This window comes from Streptomyces sp. NPDC048417 (assembly GCF_040651615.1).
Lineage (GTDB): Bacteria > Actinomycetota > Actinomycetes > Streptomycetales > Streptomycetaceae > Streptomyces.
The window spans coordinates 37,600-58,509 of the sequence record NZ_JBEZKI010000034.1; the positions used below are offsets into that span (position 1 = coordinate 37,600).

The 20,910-nt window shown below is 71.4% G+C and carries 16 protein-coding genes; 9 read left to right on the forward strand and 7 right to left on the reverse strand.

The window, feature by feature from the left end:
* Positions 1 to 50: 50 nt before the first annotated feature.
* From AB0D59_RS40735 to AB0D59_RS40755, 5 genes are all read right to left on the reverse strand, one after another.
* Positions 51 to 1,190, reverse strand: a complete 1,140-nt coding sequence (locus AB0D59_RS40735) for an SGNH/GDSL hydrolase family protein (RefSeq protein ID WP_362576398.1) — start codon at positions 1,188 to 1,190, stop codon at positions 51 to 53.
* An 86-nt stretch (positions 1,191 to 1,276) separates the two neighbouring features.
* The gene (locus tag AB0D59_RS40740; RefSeq protein ID WP_362576322.1) at positions 1,277 to 3,622 is read right to left on the reverse strand and encodes a glycoside hydrolase N-terminal domain-containing protein; all 2,346 of its coding nucleotides are present in this window, start codon (positions 3,620 to 3,622) and stop codon (positions 1,277 to 1,279) included.
* Between the two features lie 98 nt (positions 3,623 to 3,720).
* Complete coding sequence (locus AB0D59_RS40745) at positions 3,721 to 5,553, reverse strand: CBM35 domain-containing protein (protein ID WP_362576323.1); 1,833 nt, start codon at positions 5,551 to 5,553, stop codon at positions 3,721 to 3,723.
* 31 nt (positions 5,554 to 5,584) lie between these two features.
* Positions 5,585 to 6,775 (reverse strand): ROK family transcriptional regulator, encoded by a 1,191-nt coding sequence (locus AB0D59_RS40750; RefSeq protein ID WP_362576324.1) that lies wholly within the window; start codon positions 6,773 to 6,775, stop codon positions 5,585 to 5,587.
* A 239-nt stretch (positions 6,776 to 7,014) separates the two neighbouring features.
* Entirely contained in the window at positions 7,015 to 8,796 is a 1,782-nt protein-coding gene (locus tag AB0D59_RS40755) for a M4 family metallopeptidase (protein WP_362576325.1), read from the reverse strand.
* Positions 8,797 to 9,110: 314 nt separating this feature from the next.
* Here AB0D59_RS40755 and AB0D59_RS40760 point away from each other — a divergent pair, with 314 nt between their 5' ends.
* The 9 genes from AB0D59_RS40760 (at position 9,111) to AB0D59_RS40800 (ending at position 19,318) form a co-directional block, all read left to right on the forward strand.
* The gene (locus AB0D59_RS40760; RefSeq protein ID WP_362576326.1) at positions 9,111 to 10,337 is read left to right on the forward strand and encodes a serine hydrolase domain-containing protein; all 1,227 of its coding nucleotides are present in this window, start codon (positions 9,111 to 9,113) and stop codon (positions 10,335 to 10,337) included.
* A gap of 317 nt (positions 10,338 to 10,654) precedes the next feature.
* Positions 10,655 to 11,998 carry a CAP domain-containing protein gene (locus AB0D59_RS40765; RefSeq protein WP_362576327.1) on the forward strand — a complete coding sequence of 448 codons (1,344 nt, stop codon included), beginning with the start codon at positions 10,655 to 10,657 and terminating at the stop codon, positions 11,996 to 11,998.
* Positions 11,999 to 12,054: 56 nt separating this feature from the next.
* Positions 12,055 to 12,732: an AIM24 family protein gene (locus AB0D59_RS40770; RefSeq protein ID WP_362576328.1), complete on the forward strand. Its 678-nt coding sequence runs from the start codon at positions 12,055 to 12,057 to the stop codon at positions 12,730 to 12,732.
* Positions 12,733 to 12,910: 178 nt separating this feature from the next.
* The gene (locus AB0D59_RS40775) at positions 12,911 to 13,951 is read left to right on the forward strand and encodes a tetratricopeptide repeat protein (RefSeq protein WP_362576329.1); all 1,041 of its coding nucleotides are present in this window, start codon (positions 12,911 to 12,913) and stop codon (positions 13,949 to 13,951) included.
* Positions 13,948 to 14,949: a polyprenyl synthetase family protein gene (locus tag AB0D59_RS40780; protein WP_362576330.1), complete on the forward strand. Its 1,002-nt coding sequence runs from the start codon at positions 13,948 to 13,950 to the stop codon at positions 14,947 to 14,949. Before AB0D59_RS40775 ends, AB0D59_RS40780 begins: the two co-directional genes overlap by 4 nt.
* Before the next feature lie 245 nt (positions 14,950 to 15,194).
* Positions 15,195 to 16,844: a serine/threonine-protein kinase gene (locus AB0D59_RS40785; RefSeq protein ID WP_362576331.1), complete on the forward strand. Its 1,650-nt coding sequence runs from the start codon at positions 15,195 to 15,197 to the stop codon at positions 16,842 to 16,844.
* Positions 16,845 to 16,995: 151 nt separating this feature from the next.
* Complete coding sequence (locus AB0D59_RS40790) at positions 16,996 to 18,072, forward strand: hypothetical protein (protein ID WP_362576332.1); 1,077 nt, start codon at positions 16,996 to 16,998, stop codon at positions 18,070 to 18,072.
* Between the two features lie 63 nt (positions 18,073 to 18,135).
* Positions 18,136 to 18,561, forward strand: coding sequence for an SsgA family sporulation/cell division regulator (locus AB0D59_RS40795; RefSeq protein ID WP_362576333.1), 426 nt, complete (start codon positions 18,136 to 18,138; stop codon positions 18,559 to 18,561).
* A gap of 88 nt (positions 18,562 to 18,649) precedes the next feature.
* The gene (locus AB0D59_RS40800; protein WP_362576334.1) at positions 18,650 to 19,318 is read left to right on the forward strand and encodes a DUF2238 domain-containing protein; all 669 of its coding nucleotides are present in this window, start codon (positions 18,650 to 18,652) and stop codon (positions 19,316 to 19,318) included.
* On the opposite strand, the gene AB0D59_RS40805 is transcribed toward AB0D59_RS40800, so the two are convergent.
* Both AB0D59_RS40805 and AB0D59_RS40810 read right to left on the reverse strand, forming a co-directional pair.
* Complete coding sequence (locus AB0D59_RS40805; protein ID WP_362576335.1) at positions 19,303 to 19,788, reverse strand: DUF6328 family protein; 486 nt, start codon at positions 19,786 to 19,788, stop codon at positions 19,303 to 19,305. The genes AB0D59_RS40800 and AB0D59_RS40805 overlap by 16 nt on opposite strands.
* Before the next feature lie 85 nt (positions 19,789 to 19,873).
* The gene (locus tag AB0D59_RS40810; protein ID WP_362576336.1) at positions 19,874 to 20,857 is read right to left on the reverse strand and encodes an aldo/keto reductase; all 984 of its coding nucleotides are present in this window, start codon (positions 20,855 to 20,857) and stop codon (positions 19,874 to 19,876) included.
* Between the last annotated feature and the right edge of the window lie 53 nt (positions 20,858 to 20,910).

The window sequence follows — 20,910 nt, forward strand, 5'->3', positions numbered from 1 at the left end:
CCTGATCACCCCCGAGCCGACGGCCCGGGGGTGATCAGACGGGGGGTGGTTCAGCGGTTGCAGTCCAGGCTCGCCAGGTCGACGGAGTCGGCCATGGCCTGCATTCCCTTGTCGTTGGGATGGATGTGGTCGCCGCTGTCGAAGAACGGCAGCATCCGCGCCTGGTCGTAGGGGCTGCGCAGGATCCGGTCGAAGTCGGCGGTCCCGTCGAACTCCCCGCTGGTGCGGATGTACTGGTTGACCTCCTGCCGTACGGCCTCGCCCGCCGGGTCCCACTCCGACCAGCCCTCGAACGGCCCGACGGTGGAGGCGACCACGCACATGCCGGCCGCGTGCGCCCGCCGGACGATCTCCTGGTAACCGGCGATCAGGTCGGCCGCGGTGACCCCGGTGTGGGCCTTGATGTCGTTGACCCCCTCGAAGAGGAAGACGGTACGGACGCCCGGCTGGCTGAGGACGTCGCGGTCCAGCCGGTGGAGGGCCGCCTGTCCGGCGCCGTCGGCGAGGACCTGGTTGCCGGAGATCCCCTCGTCGGCCACGCCCTTGACCTCGGTGCCCGCCTTCTGGAGCCGGCGGGCGAGATAGTCCGGCCAGCGGCGGTTGAGGTCGGTGGTGGACGCCCAGCCGTCGGTGATGGAGTCCCCGAGCGCGACCACGGCCCCGGTGGCCGGGTTCGACGGCCGGACCGAGACCGAGTCCAGGTACCACCAGGAGCCGGTGGTCTCCGTCCAGTTGGCGGCGCTCACCTCGGCGGTGTGGTCGCCCTGGGTGGCATAGGAGGTCTGCATCGCCATCCAGTGGCCGGTCGCGGGGCCGGCCGCGTCCGGGCTGTGCAGACTGACGACCAGGTTGCTGCCGGCGGGCAGGCTGCCGGGCAGCGGGTCGCTCCACGCGGTGGCACCCGCGGGCACGGTGACCGTGCGGGAGCCGTCGAAGGTCAGCGGCTTGTTGCTGCCCGGCTTGAGGGCGGCGCCCTGGCTCTGGAGTCCCGCGTAGACGCTGTCCAGGGTCAGGGGCCGGTCGCCGAAGGCGTTGGACAGCCGCACCCGCAGATCGCTGCCGGCGGCGCTGGTGCGTACGACCAGCCGGTAGCCGCGGTCGGCGGTGCCCTGGCCCATCTGGTCGGCGCTGGCCCCCCAGGTGACGACGTCGTGCCGGGTGGTGGCGGTCTGCACGGGGGGCTCCCACACGGGTGCCGCCTGGGCGGGCCCGGTCTGGCAGGCGACTGTGGCCAGTAGGACGGTGGCGAGGCCGAGGAGCCTCGAGAACCGGCCGGTCACCGCGCGAGATCCCTCAGCGTGACGGACGCGCCGGGCTTCAGCGTGACCGTCCTTGACTTGCCGCCGTAGGCGACCGTCGTCGTACGGCCGCCGACGCTGCGGATCCGGGCCTCGGTCGGCTTGCCGTCGCGCCAGCTCAGGTCGACAACGAAGCCGCCGCGCGCCCCCGCCCCGGTGACCTTGCCGGAGGCGGCCCAGGCGGCGGGCAGGGCGGGCAGGAGCTCCAGATGACCGGGGCGGGAGTACAGCAGCATCTCCAGGATCGCGGCCGGGGTACCGAAGTTGGCCTCGATCTGGAAGATGCCCCGGCCTTCCTCGACCTGGTAGATGTCGAAGAGGTTGGGTGAGGTGCCGTTGCTGCCGTTGTCGGAGGGGCGGAGGTTCCTGACCACGAGCTGGTAGGCCTTGTCGGCGTCCTTCAGCCGGGACCAGCACAGCGCGCGCCAGGCGTTGGCCCAGCCGAAGCTGTCCATGCCGCGCGCGGTGAGCAGGGCGGTGGCGCCCTTGACGATGTCGGCGGGGGTGGAGCCGTCGGGGCGGATCCGGTCGCCGGGGAAGAGGTTGATCAGCGGCGAGAGGTGGCGGTGGGTGGTCTCGCCGAGGTTGTCCGGGGACATCCACTCCTCCAGCCAGCCGGTCTTGGGGCTCACCACCGGCAGGTAGAGGCGGTCGCGGAGCTTGCCGATGGTGCCCGCGTATCCAGCATCCCTCTTCAGCTCGGCGGCCGCAGTCCGGAAGTTCCCGAACAGCATCCACACCTGCTCCTGGGAATAGGTGTTGCCCTTGGCGTCCTGCGGCCCGTGCTCGGGCGACCAGTCGCTGTCCGCGATCAGCACCTCCTTCCCGTCGTCCAGGGTAGTGGTGAGCAGCCGCGCCTCCCAGAACTCGCAGGCGCCCTTGAGCAGCGGGTAGATCTTCTCCAGGTGGGAGCGGGAGAGCGTGAACTCGTAGTGTTCCCAGAGGCTGTTGCACAGCCAGGCGTTGCCCGTCGGGTGCCACCACCAGCCGAGTCCGCCATAGGGGTTGGTGGAGTAGGCGACGGTCCAGCCGGCGACCTTCCCGCTGGAGTTGCGGTAGCGGTTGCGGGAGTCCTGGAACAGCCGCTGGGTGACGTCCGTCCAGGCCGGGAGCTGGTCCACGCAGTAGTTGGTGAAGGCGTCGAAGCACTGCGACAGGCCCAGCCTGTCGGACATCCAGTAGTTCATCTGGATGTTGACGTCGGAGTGGTAGTCGCCCATCCAGTCCGGGTCGTTGCCGTCCAGCCAGTTGCCCTGGAGGCCCATCGGCAGACTGTCACGCGACCCGGCGATCATCAGATAGCGGCCGAACTGGGCGTAGGCGGCCTCCAGTTCCGGGTCCGGGTCGCCGGTGTCGGCGCGGGCCTGGATGCGCGCCCAGGTGTCCAGCTCGCGCTGGTCGGCCGTCGAGGTGCCGAGCGAGAGGTCGAACTGCCCGAACAGCGCACGGTGGTCGGCGGCGTGGGTGCGCAGCAGCGAGTCCGCCGAGTGCCGGGCCGCGGTCTTGACCTTGGTGCGGGCGAGCGCCCGCGGGTCGAGGGAGGGGTCACGGAAGCCGGCGGCGGCGTCCGGTGCGTAGTTCGTACCGCCGCTGAGGACGACCGTCAGCTCCCGGCAGTCGGTGAAGGTGATGTGCGAGCCGCTCACCCGCACGCTGCCGCCGCTGCCAGACGCGTTCACGGCGGCCCCGTACTTCAGCCCGTTGGCGAAGGACCCGGCGAACGACTCGGCGGTGCCGCCGGTCTCGCCGTGGGTGCCCTCGAAGGTGAGGGTGCCGGTGTAGCGCCCGCCGCCGTCCTGGCTGAAGTGCGCCACGATCACGTCGTCGGGGCGGCTGGCGAAGATCTCCCGCCGGTAGGTCACTCCGGAGCGGACGTAGGACGTTGTCACCACGCCGTTGTCGAGGTCGAGAGTGCGGCGGTAGTCGGAGACGGCGCCCAGTTCGTGGTCGGGTATCTCGACGACGAGCCGGGCCAGCAGGGTGAGCGAACCGAAGTCGGCCCGGCCGTAGGGGAGCTGGCCGTCGGAGTCGAGGGTGTCGTTGAGACCGCCGGTCCACAGGGTGGCGTCGGTGAGAAGGAGGAGTTCACGACCGGAGTCGTTGCTCGCGAGGGCACCGAGCCGGCCGTTGCCGACGGGCAGACCCTGCGTGATCATCGAGCCGTCGTCGGCGGGCGCCTGCCACCAGAGCTGATGGCGGGCGGAGGTGAGCGGCTCGGATGACCGCAGCGGGGCGGCGGAGGCGGTGAAGGAGGGAAGCCCGGCGAGGGCTCCGGTGGCGGCGGCCAGGGCGAGGAAGCTGCGTCTGCTGGGGTGGTTGTCCATGGGGTTCCAATCCAACGTCCGTGAGGGGGGCGCCCCTTCAGGGGCGCAGGGAACTGCGCGACCGGCCCCCACCGGCCCGCAGTTCCCGAACAACGCACTTATCGAGGCGACTTGGGAACGTCGATCCGGTCGACGTCCGGCGCGTACCCCGAGCCGCTGTCGAAGCTGATGGTGTTGGCACCGGCCTTCAGAGTCACCGGAACGCTCACCGTCGAAACGGTCCCCCAGTCCCCCGTCGACGGGAACTTGTGGCTGGTCCCGCCCCCGGAGTTGGCAGCGATCGTGGCCGACCGCGAGTCACCGCTGACATACGCGACCTTCACCAGATACGTGCCGGCCTTGTCGACGACGACGTTGTTGATGGTCAGCTTGCCGCCGACGTACAGGTTTCCGACCTTCTTCTGACCGGAGCAGGCATCGCACCCGGCGACGGAGGCGTTTCCGCTCAGCGTGTTGCCGCTCGCCTCGGCCTCATAGCCGGTGGAGGCCAGGGCACTGCCCTTGGGCGTCACGGTGAACAGGCGCGAACCATGCGCCGGCAGCGCCTCAGTGATCTTGCTCGTGTGCGAACCGAGGTCCTCACTGTTCCACAGGTCCCGCACCGACGCCTTGCCGCTGAAGCCGAGGGCCGTCCAGTCGGCCGTGACCGCCGCGGGCGAGTCGGCGAGGTTGAACAGCGCCACCGTGTACGTGCCGTCGGCGTTCTTCGCCGCCCAGACCTGCTGCGGGTCGGACGGAGTGATGGGCCGGGCCGGCGGGTTGTCGCTCTGGTCGACGGCGATGACCTCGCGGTTGGTCAGCAGGGAGACGCCGTAGTCGTCGAGCTTGGTGATGTCGTCGCCGGTGAACAGGGGCGACTTGGCGACGGCCCAGAGCGTGGCGTAGCTCTGCCGTTCGGCCTTGGTGAGGCCGTCCATCGCGCCGTTGCCGACGTCGAGGGAGTCGAGGTCGTTCCAGCCTCCGGGGCCCGCCTTGTCGGTCCAGGCCGGGGTGTCGTCCCAGCGGTCGTCGACCGAGTTCTCCCAGCTGACCAGGGTGTTGCAGTAGCACTCGACGTCGGTGTCGATGCGCCAGCCGTTGGTGTACTTCTGCCAGTCGGCGGCATGCCCGAAGTCCAGGGACCAGGAGGCCTCCAGGTGGATCGGGCGGCCGGTGGCGGCGATCGCCTTGTTCCAGGCGGCCACGTCGGCGACGTTGTTGTACTGGTCGCCGCTCTTGCCGGAGCCGGGGCCCACGCCGTCGAGCTTGAGGAAGTCATAGCCCCAGCCGGCGATCATCTGGGCCTGGGAGTCGATGTACTTCTGCGCGCACGGCTTGTCGAAGTCGATCTTGTACGCGCTGTCCCAGCCGTTGGTGGTGCGCAGGTCGTCGTAGACGATGTCGGCGGTGGTGCAGCCGTCGGCGTTCCAGATCGGCGTCTTGCCGTCGCCGTAGGCGCCCTTCTCCAGTCCGGCCGGGAGGTAGATGCCGGCCTTGAGGCCCGTGGCGTGGATGCGGTCGGCGACGGCCTTCATGCCGCTGGGGAAGCGGGCGGAGTCGGCCTTCTGGCGGCCGTACTGGTCGTAGCCGGACTTCCAGCTCCAGTCCATCCACCAGCCGGCGTCGATGTTGATGTACTCGTAGCCGTACTTCTTCAGCTTGCTCGCCATGGCGTCGGTCTGCTTGAGGACGTTCGCCTCGGTGAGATAGCTGTAGTCGCCCTGGTCGTTCAGGCCCGGGTACTTGGACGACTGCATGCTCCAACTCGACCAGCCCATGTAGGGCTTGGCGGCGATCGGGACGGACGCCTGGGCGGGCGTCTGGGCGGACGCCTGGGCGGGCGTCTGGGCCTGGGCGGCCGGTACGGCGGCCGCGAAGGCCGCGGTGAGTGCCAGCACGAGGACGGTTCTCAGCCCGCGTACGGGCAGGACGGATTGCGAAGGTGACCGCATGGGCCCTCCAGGGTTCGGGGTCTTGGGCGGCTCAGCCCTTGCCCATTGGGGTGGGAGACGAGGTGATGAAGGACTGGATCGCGGCGGCCGCGGCCCCGCGCGCCCACTCCTCGAACGGGAGTGGACGGGTCTGTACGTCGCACTGCGCGGCGGAGCCGAAGGCGGCCGCGGTGAACGAGTCGAGGATCTGCTCGGCGAAGAGGTCGTAGGCGGCGAGTCCCTCGCCGGAGATGATCACGCGTTCGGGGCCGAAGAGGTTGGCCACGGTGGCGATGCCCCGGCCGATGGCCTCGCCGGCGCGGGCGTACACCTCCCGCGCTCCGGGCACGCCTTCATGGGCCAGGGCCACCGCCTCGGCGGAGTCGGTCACTTGACGGCCGGTCACCTCGCGCATGCGGGTGACGATCGCGGCGTCCCCGGCGATCGCCTCCACGCAGCCGCGGTTGCCGCAGTGGCACAGCGGTCCGGACGGGTCGATGGCCACATGGCCGATCTCCCCCGCCACCCCGTGCGCGCCCGCGACCAGCCGGCCGTGGATCACCAGTGCGCAGCCGATGCCGGCGCCGACGGTGACCACGGCGAAGTCGGAGAGCCCGACACCGGCGCCGAACCACTGCTCGGCGACGGCCAGGGCACGTACGTCGTTGTCGACGACGACCGGCAACCCCGTGGTCATGGCGACGAGTTCGGCGAGGGCCACGTCCCGCCAGTCGAGGAAGGGCGAGTAGCGCACGACCCCCTCGGCCCGGTCCACGTCGCCGGAGACGGCGATGCCGAGGCCGAGGACCGGGGTGCCGAAGTCCTCGGCCTCGGTGCGCAGTTCGTGGGTCAGGTCGGCGATGGAGGTCAGGACGGCCTTGGCGGCGCGGTCCCTGACCGGCAGCCTGCGGGCCAGACGGATCCGGCAGCACAGGTCGGTGAGGACGGCGATGACCTCGTCGCCGGTCACCTTGACCCCGATGAACAGCGCGCGCCCGCCGTCGACCCGCACCAGGTTGGCGGGGCGCCCCAGGGCCGGCCGGGCCTCTCCGTCGGCGTCCTCCGCCAGATATCCGGCCGCCAGCAGCGGCCGGACGGCCTTGGTCACGGCCGCCGCCGACAGGCCGGCCCGGCGGGCCGCCTCCAGCCGGGTGAGGGGGCCGTGGGACAGGACCGTGGTGAAGATCTGCGAGGCGGCCGGCGTGTGGGCCGGGAACGTCTCGGCACGGGAGGTGGAGCGCATGGCCGGGAACTTAGGTGGCTTATTTTCCGCTGTCAATAAAAGAAACAGGAATCACCTGAAGGTTGACTGTGAGGCTGCCGTGGCCTTCAAATAGCGGGTGACCTGGAGGCGTTGACGCGTGTTCCACCGGTGGGAGTGATCCGGTTCCACCGGTGGGAGTGATCCGGTTCCACCGATGAGGGTGATCCGGGTGCCCGGCCCCCCGACAGGGCACCCGGATCAGCGGTGTGGCGTGCCCGTCAGTGACGGGCGGCCGGCTTGTTGGCCTCGGTGACGTTGACCGCGGCCCAGGCCTGGTCGACCGTGCGGTACTCGACGCCGCTCGCGCCGTAGAGGTCCTTGGCCGCCTTCAGCGTCGCGACCCGCGCGTCGTGGAAGTCGGTCGAGGAGACCATGTACCGGGTCAGGGCGCGGTAGAAGATCGCCGTGGCCTTGGCGCGGCCGATGCCGGTGACCGTCGATCCGTCGTAGGTCGGCGAGTCGTAGGTGGTGGCGCCGATCTTCTTGCGGCCGCTGCCCTCGGCGAGCAGGTAGTACGCGTGCGAGGAGACACCGGAGCCGGCGTGCACCTCGGCGTCCGCCACCTCGGGCGACCAGTAGTCGACCGTGCCTTCGAGGCGGTCGAGCGAGGGGTGGTCGAGGCGGCGCAGGAACTTCTGCTGCAGCCCCAGCTTCTCGCCGAGCAGGTAGTTCGGCGGGTTCTTCGCGTTGTTGGCGGAGAACTCGACGTTCGAGCCGAAGACATCGGCCAGTGACTCGTTCAACGCGCCGGGTTCGCCGAACTGGTTGCCGTCGTTGTCGACGTACGTCGGTTCGAGCTTGGCGGTCGCGTCCACCACGCCGTGGGTCAGCTCGTGGCCGGTGACGTCGAGGACGACCAGCGGCTTCTTGATCTCCTGCCCGTCGCCGTCGCCGTACAGCATGCAACCGCAGTCCGAGTCCCAGAAGGCGTTGCCGACCTTCTTGCCCCAGTGGACCATGGCGCGGGCAGGCTTGGAGTTGTTCGCGATGCCCTTGCGGCCGAAGGTCTTCTTGTAGAAGTCCAGGGTCTTGGTGATGCCGTACTGGGCGTCGGCCGCGGCGCTGCCCCGGCTGCTGGTGGCGCCGTTGCCCCAGCTGTCGGTGGTGCTGGTGAACTTGGTGCCCTGGGCGAAGCTCTCGGTCTCCTTGCCCTTGGCGTCCCGGGTCTCGGTGCCGTAGCGGGTCGGATCCTTGAGCAGGAAGCTCTTGCGGGCGGTCTGGGTGGTGGTGAGCGGGACCTTGCCGACGAAGAGCGACCTGCCGGAGCCGTGCGCGGTCGCCGGGTAGTGGGCGGCGGCGGAGACGGACGCGCCGGCGAAGGCGTCGGCGTGAGCGGCGATGCCGGTGGCCGGGTCGAGGGTCTCGCCGTGCTTGCGGAGGGTGTCCAGCACCTTGGGCGAGAGGAACTCGTCGTTGTCCGGCGCGTTGCTGCGCACCTTGCCGGTGAGAGCGTCGACGACGACCGTGCGGGCACCGTCCGGGCCGTCGACCGCCACCTGGTAGGCGAGGGCGGAGGCACCGCCGCGGGCGTCCACCACGAGTGCGGCGGTGCCGGCGTCACCGTCGGCGACCGAGGCGGCCTCCTCCTCGGCCTGGCGGGCCGTCAGCTTCGCCTCGGTGGTGGCGAGCCGGACGGTGTGGTCGGCCGCCCGGGTGACGCCGGTGTAGGCCGACCGACGGGAAAGATGGACGACGAGATCGCCGCCGAGCACCGGCATACCCCGGTGGGTGCGGACGAAGCGGACATGACGCGCCCCCTCCGGGTCGATCATCACGTCCTGTGCCTGGAGCTCGTCGCCCGCGCCGACACCGGCCGCCGAGGCGTGGGCGAAGGCCACCGTCCGTGCCGCGGTCACCACCTGTGCGGCCGTCGTGGCGGCGGCCGCGGCCCGCTGTTCCACCCCCGTGGTGGGGCCGGCGAAGGCTGTACCGGTCAGGCCCGTGGCGGCCGTCGTCACGGCGACGGCGACCGCCACGCTGCGTATGTGCGCGCTACGCACTGATCAGGGTTCCTTACGTTCGAAGACGGCCTGGATCCATCACCGACCGCCTTGCGGCACGGCGCCGTTGAGGCGCCAAGGGGGCTGGTCGGGCCCCCGGCCGCAACCCTTTCGGACGAGTCATGTCCATGTAAAGCACAATTCATCGCTTTTCTTGCTTTTCGTGGCAATACTTTGCAAATCCGCACCGCGTGGTGATCACGAAGTGACCAACTGTGCGTCGACTGTGGAGATGTGACGGGATGCGAGAGGGTTCCCCGAACCGCATGTGACCCATCTCGCATCGGAAGCAGACAGAGAGGAGCAAGACCCGGATGGTCTCGGCAAAGGTGAGCAGAAGCGTGGTACTCGGAGCGGTGGCGCTGTCGCTGCTCGCGGTACCGGCCCAGGCGGCGCCCATGAAGGCGGGAGCGGAGCCCCGGCCGGCCGCCGCCCTGCCGGCGCCGGACACCGCGGGCATGGCCGCGGTGCTGAACTCGGTGGTGGCGACGGGCGCGCCCGGCGCGATGGCCCGGATCGACGACGGCACGACGGTCTACAAGACGACGCGGGGCGTCGCCGACCGGACCACCAGGCGCGCCATCACCACCGGCGACCGGTTCCGCGTCGGCAGTGTCACCAAGACGTTCTCGGCGGTCGTCCTGCTGCAACTGGTGGACGAGGGCAAGCTCGCCCTGGACGCACCGGTCAACCGCTATCTGCCGGGGCTGCTGCCCGACGACCGCATCACCGTGCGGCACGTGCTCAGCCACCGCAGCGGTCTGTACGACTACACCAACGACATGTTCGCCAGCAGCGTGTCGGGCTTCGAGGCGGTGCGGAACAAGGTCTTCACCTACCGTCAGCTGGTGAACCTCTCCCTGAAGAAGCCGCGGACCAACGCGCCGGGAGCCGTCTACTCCTACTCCAACACCAACTTCGTGGTCGCCGGCATGCTGATCGAGAAGCTCACCGGGCACAGCGTGCGGACCGAGTACGAGAACCGCGTCTTCAAGCCGCTGAAGCTGCGCGACACCTTCTACGTCCACCCCGACACGACGATCCCCGGGCAGCACGCCAACGGCTATCTCACCGCGGACGAGGCGGGCGCCAAGCCGGTCGACGCGACGGACCAGACGGTGTCCTGGGCACAGAGCGCGGGCGCCATCGTCTCCACCGCCCAGGACCTCGACACCTTCTACTCGGCGCTGGTCCGGGGCAAGCTGACGTCCGCCGCACGCCTCGCGGAGATGGAACGCTTCACCCGGGTCAACGCCACGACCTCCTACGGCCTGGGGCTGCGCCGCCGCGATCTGTCGTGCGGGATCTCGGTGTACGGCCACACGGGCGCCGTGCAGGGCTACTACACGTACGCGTTCACCACGAAGGACGGCAGGCGCAGCCTCACCGCGCTGGCCAACGCCTCCAACAGCTCGGCCGTGCTCAACACGCTGGCGGACACCCTGGAGCCGGCGTTCTGCGGCAAGCGCGCGGCGACGCGGAGCGCCGGGACACCGCTTGAACGGGAGGACATCGCACCGGCCGCGCCGCGGGAGCAGTAGCGCCGGCACTTCGCTCCCCGCGGGAGCGGCGGCGCCACACTCACCTCAGAAGCAGCGGCACCACGCTCACCGCCGGAGCGATGGCACCACGCTCACCGCGGGAACGGCGGCACCGCCCTCGCCGCCGGAGCAGTGGCACCCGCCTCCGCCGCGGAAGCACCAGCCACGGGTGCGGTGACCGCGGGTGCGGTGGCCGCGAGAGCGGCAGGCGTACCGCCTCGCCTCGTCGAGGGAACCTCGCGCCCGGGCCGGACGTTCTACCGGCGACTTCCCCACCGGGCGCGACGTTCGGCCCCTGACCTGGCAGAGGCGGCGTGATGAGCGAGCTGGTCCCCGGGGGCAATCTGCCCCTTCCGGACGGCGCGCTGACGCTGCGGGTGCCCGGTCCCTTCGACGTCTCCGCGCTGATCACAGACGAGAGCGGCAAGGTCGGCGGCGACACCGACTTCGTCTTCTACAACCAGCCGGACGCGCCCGGCGTCCGGCTGCGCGGCGACACCCTGACCGTCGAGCCGGCCCGGCTGCGAAGCGGCGCCCAGCGCGTCACCCTCACGGTCACCGCCGCCGAGCCGGGCACCCCGCTCGGTCGACTGCCCGCCTCCGCACTGCATGTCACCGACCTCGTCGGCCGGACGGTGGCCCGGTTCGCCCCGCCGCGCCCGCAGACGGAGACCCTCCTGCTGCTCGCCGAGATATACCGCCGGGGCACCGGCTGGAAGCTGCGCGCGGTCGGACAGGGATACGCCGACGGACTGGCGGGGCTGGCCCGGGACTTCGGGGTCGATGTCGTCGAGGACCGGCGGCCGGCTCCGGCGTCGCGCCCCACGATCCCCGCCCAGCGCACCGCGGCCGCACCGCCCCGGCCCTCGGCGGCCGCGCTCCCGGACCCGGACGGCCTGCTGGGCCTGGTCAACTCCGCCCGCGCCCAGGCCGGCCGGCCACCCGTGGCCCCGGACGCCCGGCTCACCTCCGCCGCCCTCGCTCATGCCACCACGATGGCCGACGCCGGCCGACTGGCCACCGAGAGCCTCGACGGCGTCTCTCTCCACCAGCGGATCCACCGCACCGGATTCGCGTATGTCACGGTCGGCGAGCATCTCGTCTCCGGCCCGCGCACCCCGGTCGAGTTCGTCGAATACTGCCTGCGCACCGAGGGCGCCCGGCGCACCCTGCTCGACCCGGCCTTCACCCACGCCGGCCTGGCCCACGTCCAGGGCCTGGCGGACGGGGACACCTACTGGACCGCGCTGTGGGCCAGACCCCTCACCCCGGCCGAACTGACCCGCACCCGCGCCGAGGTCGTCGACCTCACCAACCGGGAGCGCGCCCGGGCCGGGCTGCGGCCGCTCGCGGTGGATCCGCAACTGGCCACGGCCGCACAGGCGTACAGCACGGACATGGCGACCCGGGACTTCTACTCGCACACCTCCCCCGAGGGGACCCAGCCCTGGGACCGGGCCGCCGCCGCGGGCTCCCGGCGGCGCACCATCGGCGAGAACATCGCCTGCGGCCAGCGCTCGGCCGCCGAGGTGGTGGACGGCTGGATGAACAGCCCCGGCCACCGGGCGAACATCCTCAAACCGGACTTCACCCACATCGGCATCGGCTTCGCGGGCGGTGGCCGGGCGGGCACGTACTGGACCCAGCTGTTCGGTGCCTGAACCGATACGGCCCGTGATCTTGGCGGAACGGGTCCGTCCGGGACACCATGCCCGGCATGAAGGGTGATCTCTTTTCCAGTCAGCACATGGTGGAGCCGGCCGTGGCGCCGGGCATGACGATCGAGAACGCGAAGTGCGTCAGGTACGCCGTGAACGGCGAGATGTACGCGCGCCAGGGCGCGATGATCGCGCACCGCGGCAGTCTGAAGTTCGAGCGCAAGGGCCAGGGCGTGGGCGGCATGCTCAAGCGCGCGGTCACCGGGGAGGGGCTGCCCCTGATGTCCGTGCAGGGCCAGGGTGAGGCCTGGTTCGCGCACGAGGCACAGAACTGTTTCATCGTCGAGGTCGAGCCGGGCGACCAGTTCACGGTCAACGGCCGCAACGTCCTGTGCTTCGACGCCTCGCTGTCGTACGAGATCAAGACCGTGAAGGGGTCCGGCATAGCGGGGGGCGGTCTGTTCAACAGCGTGTTCACCGGACAGGGCAGGCTGGGGCTGATCTGCGACGGCAACCCGCTGGTCATCCCGGTCTCGCCGCAGGCGCCGGTGTACGTCGACACGGACGCGGTGGTGGGCTGGACCACGCAGTTGCAGACCTCGCTGCACCGCTCGCAGTCCATCGGGTCGATGCTGCGCGGCGGTTCGGGGGAAGCGGTCCAGCTGATGCTCCAGGGTGAGGGATACGTCGTGGTGCGGCCGAGCGAGGTGACCCCGCAGAAGGCGCAGCAGCACTGACAGCGCACGCCGTGATCCGCACCACACAGGCAACCCCGACGGCCGTACGGACGTCCTGATTCACAACAGCGAAGCCCTGGCCCGTGCGGCCAGGGCAAAATCCGGGCGCACTATAAACACCATGTATACGCGCGATGTATAGACGGGGTGTATATGCGCCTCGCGTAGAGAGGCACCCATGTACGGCAAGGCATTCGCCCCGGAGTACCAGGGCGCGTTGACCTCCCTGTCCGTGAACTCGTCGCTGGTCGACGTGCTGGCCGAGGGCATCGAGCGGCTGCGCGAGGCCGAGCGGTCCGGCCGCCGCGGCGAGGAGGCGCGCTGCGGGCTGGCCGTCGCCGAGGCGCATCGGCGCCTGGGGCAGGTGGGGGACGCCGACCGGGCCTGGAAGGCGAGTTACCGTGCCGCCCGGGCGGCCGGGGACCTGGCGGCGATGGCGTGGGCGCTGTGGAGCGGTGGCACCCTGGCCCGGCAGCGCGGCGCGTTTGCGCTGGCCCGGCGGCTGCTGGGGCTGGCGGCCGACCTCGGCGAGCGGGGCGGGGACGTCGTCGTCCGCGGCTACTCACTGGCCGGGCTCGCCGAGACCGGCCGTATCCAGGGCGACTACGCGGCCGTGGGACGGCTGCACGAGCAACTTCTCGCCGAGGCCCGGCGGCGCGGTGAGGCCCGGCACACGGTGTGGGCGCTGGAGGGCATCGCGCAGATGCATCGCAACACCGGGTTGTACGACCGGGCGTACGCCCTCTTCGAGGAGGCGGCCGGGATAGCGGCGCGGGCTCAGGACCGGCGCGGGCACGCCTGGGCGCTGCGCGGGCTCGCGGACCTCGTGTCGGTGCGGGACGGCGACAGCGAACGGGCACTCGCGCTGCTGTCCGAGGCGGAGACGGCGTGCCGGGCGATGAACCTGTCCAGCGCGCTGGCCTACAACCACAAGATGCGCGGCAACGTCCTCTACCGGGCCGGGCGTTACGCCGAGGCGCGGGAGTTGTACGAGCTGGCGCTCACGGAGTTCCGCGCGATGAGCGAGCCGCGCGGCGAGGCGCTGTCCCGGCTGGGGCTGGCCAAGTCGCTGGCCCGCCTGGGCCGTGACCGTGCCGAGACGGCGGCCGAACTCGCCGACCTCGCGGGCGTGCTGGAGCGGGCCGGTCTGCGGCACGCCCGGGAGATGGTGACCCGCGCCCAGGCGGAGTTCGGCGTCGGGACGGAGGCCGTCCGATGACCGCGCCCGCACCCGTCACCGCTGCCCCGCACGTCCTCGTCCGGTGCCGGGACCTGGTGCGGCCCGCGCTGGTGGCGGCGGTGGGGCGGCTGCACCCCTGGGTCGGCGAGATGGCCGGGTACGCGTTCGGCTGGTGCGAGGTCGGCGGCTCCCCCGCCGACGCCCCGGGCGGCAAGGGTGTCCGGCAGGCGCTGGCGGTGCTCGGCGCGGAGGCGGCCGGCGCGCCCGCGGAGCGCGGGGTCCCGGCGGCGGTCGCGGTGGAGCTGGTGCACGCCTTCTCGCTGCTGCACGACGACATCATGGACGGCGATGCCACCCGGCGCCGCCGCCCGGCGCTCTGGCAGGCGTACGGCACCGGACCGGCCGTCCTCGCGGGCGACGCCCTCTTCGCGCTCGCGGTCGAGACCCTGACCGCCGCCCCCGGCGGACCCGGTGCCCTGCGGCTGCTGTCGGCCGCGCTGGCGGACCTGGTGCACGGGCAGGCGGACGATCTGCTGTTCGCGGGGCGGCCCTGGACGGGCGTGTCGGCGCGCGAGTACCGGGTGATGGCCGAGCGGAAGACGGGTGCGCTGCTGGGGTGCGCCGTCGCGCTGGGGGCGGCGCTCGGCGAGGCGCCCGCGGCCACGGTGGGCTCGCTGGACCTGGCCGGACGCCATCTCGGCGTGGCGTTCCAGCTGGTCGACGATGTGCTGGGGATCTGGGGCGACCCGGCCGTCACCGGGAAGCCCGTGCACGGCGATCTGCGGGAGCGGAAGAAGACGTATCCGGTCCTCGTCGCGCTCGGCTCCCCCGCCGGCCCCCGGCTCGCCCAGCTGCTCGACACGCCTGGGCACGCCGGGGCGGCGGCCGCGTTGATCGAGGAGGCGGGCGGACGCGCGGCCGCGCTCGCCGAGGCCCGTCGGCACACCGCCCGGGCCGAGGCGCTGCTCGCCGGGGAGCCGCTCGCGTCGGCCGAGCTACGCGGCCTGCTGGACTACCTGGTGCGCCGGGACCTCTGAGACGGTTCGACCGGCCCCCCCGTACCGGGGCTTCGGAGTGGGCCGTCCAGCGGACCGCAGCCGGCCTTTTACCGTCGGTTACCCGCAGGTGGGGGCCCGGTCATTTGCCGTTTTCCTCAAGTCCCAGGCAGGTGACGCCGTTTGAATAAAAGGCAAGAAGGGAGCCCGAGTTGCAGATTCTTTGAACAAACCGGGGCGCGTCCCGCGTACCTCTTCTTAAGAAGAGGCAGGGGTTTCAGCGAGGGATGACGATGGTCAAGGCGCATGTCTCCGCACAACAGTTGGTCGCCGGAAGGTACCGGCTCATTGAGGTCGCCGACCGCGAGCCGAACCGCATCAGCTGGTACGCGGAGGACGTGCAGGCCGAGCGTCCCCGTCTGGTGACCCAGATCGTTCTTCCGGACGCCCTCACCGACGACGTGGTACGCCGGACCACCTCCCGGATCCTGCGTACCTCCGAGGTCATGGGCGCGCTGCGGCCCGGCCGCGTCGTCATGGTGATCGACGCCTTCGAGGAGGCGGGCACGCTGTGGACGGTCACGGAGCTGATCGACGGCGCCCCCCTCAGCGAACTCCTCGTCCAGCAGACCACGTTCGACTTCGTGCAGGCCGCCCGGATCGGCCTCGAGGTGCTCGACGTGCTGGACGGCGCGCACGGCGAGGGGTACACGCACGGCGAGCTCAGCCCCGGCCAGATCTTCGTCCGTGACAAGGGCCCGGTCGTGATCACCGGGTTCGGCCTGGCGGGCGCGACCCTGGCCCCCCGCGTCACCGCACCGTCGTACGCCTCGCCGGAGCAGGCCAGGGACGAGCGCATCGGCCCGGCCGCCGACCTGTGGGCACTCGGCGCGATCCTCTACACGATGGTCGAGGGGCGGCCACCGTTCCGGGACCGCGGCCGCGCCGACGCCACGCTGAAGGGCGTGGACCGGCTGCCGCTGCGCACCCCGCTGCGGGCCGGTCCGCTGACCCAGGTCGTGCAGGGGCTGCTCCGCAAGAACTCCCGCGAACGGCTGAGCAGGCCGGTGATCCGGCAGGCGCTGACACGTGTCCTGGACGAGGACCCCGACGCGGTCGGGCAGCCCGCCCCGGTACCCCGGCTGCGCGGCGCCTATGTGGCGGCGCGCGCCTCGGGGTGGAGCAGGACCACCATGATCGGGGGGACCGCGCTGGCCGTGGTGACCGTGTCGGTCGCGGTGCTCGCCGCCACCCAGGGGCTCCCGGGCGTCGGCTCCTTGGCCGGCTCGGCGCCGAGTACCTCCGCGACGGCCGCGGAGCCGGGCAACCGCACGGACGGCAACGGGCCGACCCCCTCGCCCTCCCCTTCCTCCCCTTCCTCTCCTTCTTCCGCCTCTTCTCCCTCCACCTCTCCCTCTCCCTCGAAGACATCACCGTCGCCCTCCCCGTCGGCCACGGCCGGTGCCCTCCCGGCCGGGTTCCACCGCTACACCGCCCCGGAGGGCTTCTCCGTGGCACTCCCGAAGGGCTGGAAGCGCCTGGACACCTCGCGGGTCGACGACGTCGCCTACCGGGTCACCTTCGGCCCGGGCGGCGGCGACCCGCGCACCCTGGCCGTCACCTACAGCACCCAGGCCGGCCCGGACCCGGTCGCCGTCTGGCGGGACGACGTGGAGCCCCAGCTGGAACAGCTGGACGGTTACCGGCGGATAGGCCAGATAAAGGCGACCACGTACCAGGGGTACAAGGCGGCGGACATGGAGTGGCTGTCCGGCACCGGCGCCGACCAGGTGCGCACCTTCGGCCGCGGCTTCCTGCTGGGCGGCGGCCGCAGTTTCTCGCTGCGCGTCACGGCCCCCGCCTCGACCTGGGACGATGTCACCAACACGCTGGCGCTGAAGACGTTCCTGGCCACGTTCCGGGGGTCGGCGAGCTGATCCGTGCTCCGGACAGGCCGGTCCGCGTGACCTCATGGACCGTCCGGTGCGCCCGGCTGGTCTTCGACCGTGCGGCAAACTCTGGCCAATGGGTCGATATAGGCTGCCCGTCGGTACGTATGCAGTTCGGCAGCCTTCAGGAGCGTCCTCCGTGACCCTAGCGATCGACCCGTCCGAGACGTCCAGCGCGTCCCCGGCTCCCCTCTCCGACCTCGTGGCGCGGGACGCCCGGGAGTTCGGCGCCTATGTGCGCACCGGAGGCTGGACGTTCGGGCTGATGGTGGCCCGCAGTGTGCGGCCCGGAGGGCAGGGCGCGGACGAGACGCCGAAGGTGTCGGCGAAGGAGTTCGCCGAGCTGGCCGGCTGCTCCCCGGAGCGGGTGATGCGCTACTACAAGGCGTGGGACAGGGCCGCCGACGACGGTGTCGTCCCGCACTTCGAGGCGCTCGCCCCGGGTCAGGAGGTCGAACTCCCGGACTCCGACGTCTGGCTGGACTACTACGTCTCCCGCAGCAGCGCCGCCTCCGAGCGCGGCACCGCCATCTCCGAGGCCGCCGAGGCCGAGGGCATCCGGCCCACCAAGGCCCTCGAAGTGGCCGAGAACCCCACCGCGCTGCGGGCCGCGATCCTCGCCGACCCCTCCACCGCCCGCGCGGCCCGCTCGGCGCTCCTCGACCGCATCAAGGAGGACCCGGACCTGCAGACGGTGCTGGCCCGTGACGTGGTCCGCACCGCCGACCTGAAGAAGGCCGTCGCCACCGAGAGCCGCTCGGCCGACCGCATCGGATACGTCCGCCAGATCGCCGAGTCCGGCCAGATCAAGACACCTGCCGGGCAGACGGTCGACGCACCCGTCGAACTGCGCCAGGAGGCCGAGCGCCATCTGTCGCTCCTCGACGAACTGGAAGAGGACGAGGACACCGGCGAGTGGGCGACCGAGGCCTACGACACCATGAAGAACCTGGTCGTCGAGACGGTCGAGGCGGACCCCGAACTCCGCGTCCAGGAGAAGCGCACCAAGTTCTACAGCAGCCTGCAGAAGGCGACCAAGGCGTTCGAGGAGCTGACCTTCGACGACGCCCAGGACTTCTACGAGGACGACATGGTGCAGCGCCTGGAGGATCTCCAGCAGGCCATCGGCTCCTGCCTGGCAGCACTGCGCGGCACGAAGGGCGGTTCCGTGGTGGATTCCACAGCGGATTCCGCAGTGGATTCCGCTCACGATTGAGCGTTTTTCATGTGAGAGGGGTACTAGAGGACACCAAGCCGATCGTTCTCGGAGGGCTCTCGCGTGAACCCCATCGTGCACAGGACCCTGGTGGTACAACTCCGCGCGGACGGGACCGCCCGCTGCCCCGTCCTCGCCCATCTGTCGTACGACGCCGAAGACCCGTTCGCCGTCACCGCGGTGTTCACCCTGGACGGCAGGGTGCTCGCCCGGTGGCGACTGGACCGGGAGATGCTCAACGAGGGTCTGAGAGAGCCGGTCGGGGTCGGGGACGTACGGCTGCGTCCGGTACGGCAGGGGCGCTGGAGGGAAGTGCGCATGGATTTCCTCGGCGATCCCCTGCCCGGCGGCGAACGGCATCACGCGGTGGTGTTCGCCTGGGCTCCCGCGCTGGCCTCGTTCCTGAGCGACACCTACATGGCCGTGCCGCCCGGACGGGAAGAGGTCCGGGTGGACGACCTGCTGGCGGAGATCCTCGCCACCGGCTGAGTGACCGCGCCCCCGGCTGAGTAGCCGTACTCATGTCCGGGGCCGGCCGCCGCGGCCACGATGGGGCTCCCACGACGAGGAGTCCGCCATGACCGCAGTGCACCCCGCCCCGCGCCCCGTTCCGCACCGTGTGCCGCGCCGGGTTCCGCCCGCCCTGCTCGCCGGGGTGGTGGTGGCCGGCATGGCCGTGTCGGCGTGGGGCGCCCGGGACCGTACGACCTGGTTCCTGGAGACGGTGTGGGTGCTGGTCGGCCTGCCGCTGGTGGTGCTGACCTGGCGGCGCTTCCCGCTGACGGGGCTGCTGGCCGGACTCCTCACCGCGCACGCGCTGGTGCTCGCCGTCGGCGGCCACTACACCTACGCCGAGGTGCCGGTGGGCGACTGGGTGCGCGACACCTTCGGCCTGGACCGCAATCCGTACGACCGCTTCGGCCACCTCATGCAGGGATTCGTGCCGGCGGTCCTGGTCCGTGAGCTGCTCAGCCGTACCTCACCACTGCGCGGCAGCCGCTGGCTGGCCCCGCTGACGGTGTGCGCCTGCCTCGCCTTCAGCGCCTTCTTCGAGCTGCTGGAGTGGCTGGCGGCCGAGATCGGCGGGCACGGCGCGGACGCCTTCCTGGCCACCCAGGGAGATGTCTGGGACACCCAGTGGGACATGTTCTGCGCGCTGGTCGGGGCGACGGTGTCGGTGCTGCTGCTCAGCCGGGTGCACGACCGGCAGCTGCGGGCGTTGGAGGCGGCTCAACGGGTGGTGTGACGGCGCCGGGACCACAGCGGCAGGCCGTACCAGCACACCAGGTACCAGACGACGACGGCCACGACCACCCAGGTCACCTTGCTGCCGCCGGTGGCGACCCGGAGGATCAGCACCAGCGCCGCGGCCATGGTGGCCAGCAGCAGGAACAGGCCGATCTGGGTCAGCCCGGAGGCCAGCCGCACCGCCTGTGGCTTCACCTTGCGGCCGGCGACCAGCCGGTGCAGGGACACCGGGCCGATGAGGGCGCCCGTGGCCGCGGCTCCCAGGACGACGGTCACGATGTAGATCGTCCGGTCCACGTCGGACAGCTCGGCGTACTTCTGCTGGAAGACCACGGTGAGCAGGAAGCCGAAGAGGATCTGCACACCGGTCTGGGCGACGCGGACCTCCTGGATGAGTTCGCCCCACATCCGGTCGGCGCGCTCCTCCTCGCTCTCGTCGCGCCCCTGCCGCCGCTCCTGGTCGGTCATGGAATCCGTGTAACCGTCGGGCCCGACGTTCAAACGGCCCCGGCCGGGAGCCCGCACCGTGGCGGCGCTCCCGGCCCGGCGGGTACTACCAGCGCTTCTCGACCTGGTCCTTGATCCGGCGGTCGTAGAGGTCGCGGAGGGCGGTGACCGTCTCCGCGGGCAGTTCCGGAAGCTTGGCGGCGGCCGCGTTGGCGCGGGCCTGTTCGGCGTTGCGGGCGCCGGGGATCACCGTGGTCACACCCGGCTGCTCGATGATCCAGCGCAGGGCGAGCTGAGCCGGAGTGCAGCCCTCGGGGGCGAGCGCGGCGAACTCGGCGGCGGCCTCGACGCCCGTCGTGTAGTCGACGCCGGAGAAGGTCTCGCCCTGGTCGAAGGCCTCGCCGTGCCGGTTGTAGGTGCGGTGGTCGTCGGCCGCGAAGACGGTGTCCTTGGTGTACTTGCCGGACAGCAGACCGGAGGCGAGCGGCACCCGAGCGATGATGCCGACGCCGGCCTCGCGGGCGGCCGGGAGGACCTCGCGCAGCGGCTTCGTGCGGAACGGGTTGAGGATGATCTGCACGCTGGCCACGCCCGGGCGGGCGATGGCGGTGAGCGCCTCCGCGCAGGTCTCGACGCTGACGCCGTAGGCCGCGATGCGCTCCTCCTCGACCAGGGTGTCGAGGGCGTCGAACACCTCGTCCGAGGAGTAGACCGGGGTCGGCGGGCAGTGCAGCTGCACCAGGTCCAGGCGGTCCACGCCGAGGTTGCGGCGGGACCGGTCGTTCCACGCGCGGAAGTTGTCCAGGACGTAGTTCTCCGGGATCTGGTCGACCCGGCGGCCCATCTTGGTGGCCACCAGCACATGCAGATCGGGCCTGCCGCGCAGGAAGGAGGCGATGGTCTGCTCGCTGCGCCCGTCGCCGTACACGTCGGCGGTGTCGAAGAAGGTCACCCCCGACTCGGCCGCGGCCTCCAGAACGGCGAGCGCGTCCTTCTCGTCCACGTCGCCCCAGTCGGCGCCCAGCTGCCATGTGCCGAGGCCGACGACCGATGCCCGCTGTCCCGACCTGTCGATTGCGCGTTCGTCCATGGCGCCAGTCTGCCATCCGCCGCCGACAACGCTGTCAGGTGTCTCCTCGGCCC

Coding starts and splice junctions, on each gene's coding strand:
- AB0D59_RS40760 (WP_362576326.1), top strand. CDS start 9,111: ATGGTCTCGGCAAAGGTGAGCAGAAGCGTGGTACTCGGAGCGGTGGCG.
- AB0D59_RS40770 (WP_362576328.1), top strand. CDS start 12,055: ATGAAGGGTGATCTCTTTTCCAGTCAGCACATGGTGGAGCCGGCCGTG.
- AB0D59_RS40805 (WP_362576335.1), bottom strand. CDS start 19,788: ATGACCGACCAGGAGCGGCGGCAGGGGCGCGACGAGAGCGAGGAGGAG.
- AB0D59_RS40800 (WP_362576334.1), top strand. CDS start 18,650: ATGACCGCAGTGCACCCCGCCCCGCGCCCCGTTCCGCACCGTGTGCCG.
- AB0D59_RS40775 (WP_362576329.1), top strand. CDS start 12,911: ATGTACGGCAAGGCATTCGCCCCGGAGTACCAGGGCGCGTTGACCTCC.
- AB0D59_RS40765 (WP_362576327.1), top strand. CDS start 10,655: ATGAGCGAGCTGGTCCCCGGGGGCAATCTGCCCCTTCCGGACGGCGCG.
- AB0D59_RS40740 (WP_362576322.1), bottom strand. CDS start 3,622: ATGGACAACCACCCCAGCAGACGCAGCTTCCTCGCCCTGGCCGCCGCC.
- AB0D59_RS40745 (WP_362576323.1), bottom strand. CDS start 5,553: ATGCGGTCACCTTCGCAATCCGTCCTGCCCGTACGCGGGCTGAGAACC.
- AB0D59_RS40750 (WP_362576324.1), bottom strand. CDS start 6,775: ATGCGCTCCACCTCCCGTGCCGAGACGTTCCCGGCCCACACGCCGGCC.
- AB0D59_RS40785 (WP_362576331.1), top strand. CDS start 15,195: ATGACGATGGTCAAGGCGCATGTCTCCGCACAACAGTTGGTCGCCGGA.
- AB0D59_RS40780 (WP_362576330.1), top strand. CDS start 13,948: ATGACCGCGCCCGCACCCGTCACCGCTGCCCCGCACGTCCTCGTCCGG.
- AB0D59_RS40810 (WP_362576336.1), bottom strand. CDS start 20,857: ATGGACGAACGCGCAATCGACAGGTCGGGACAGCGGGCATCGGTCGTC.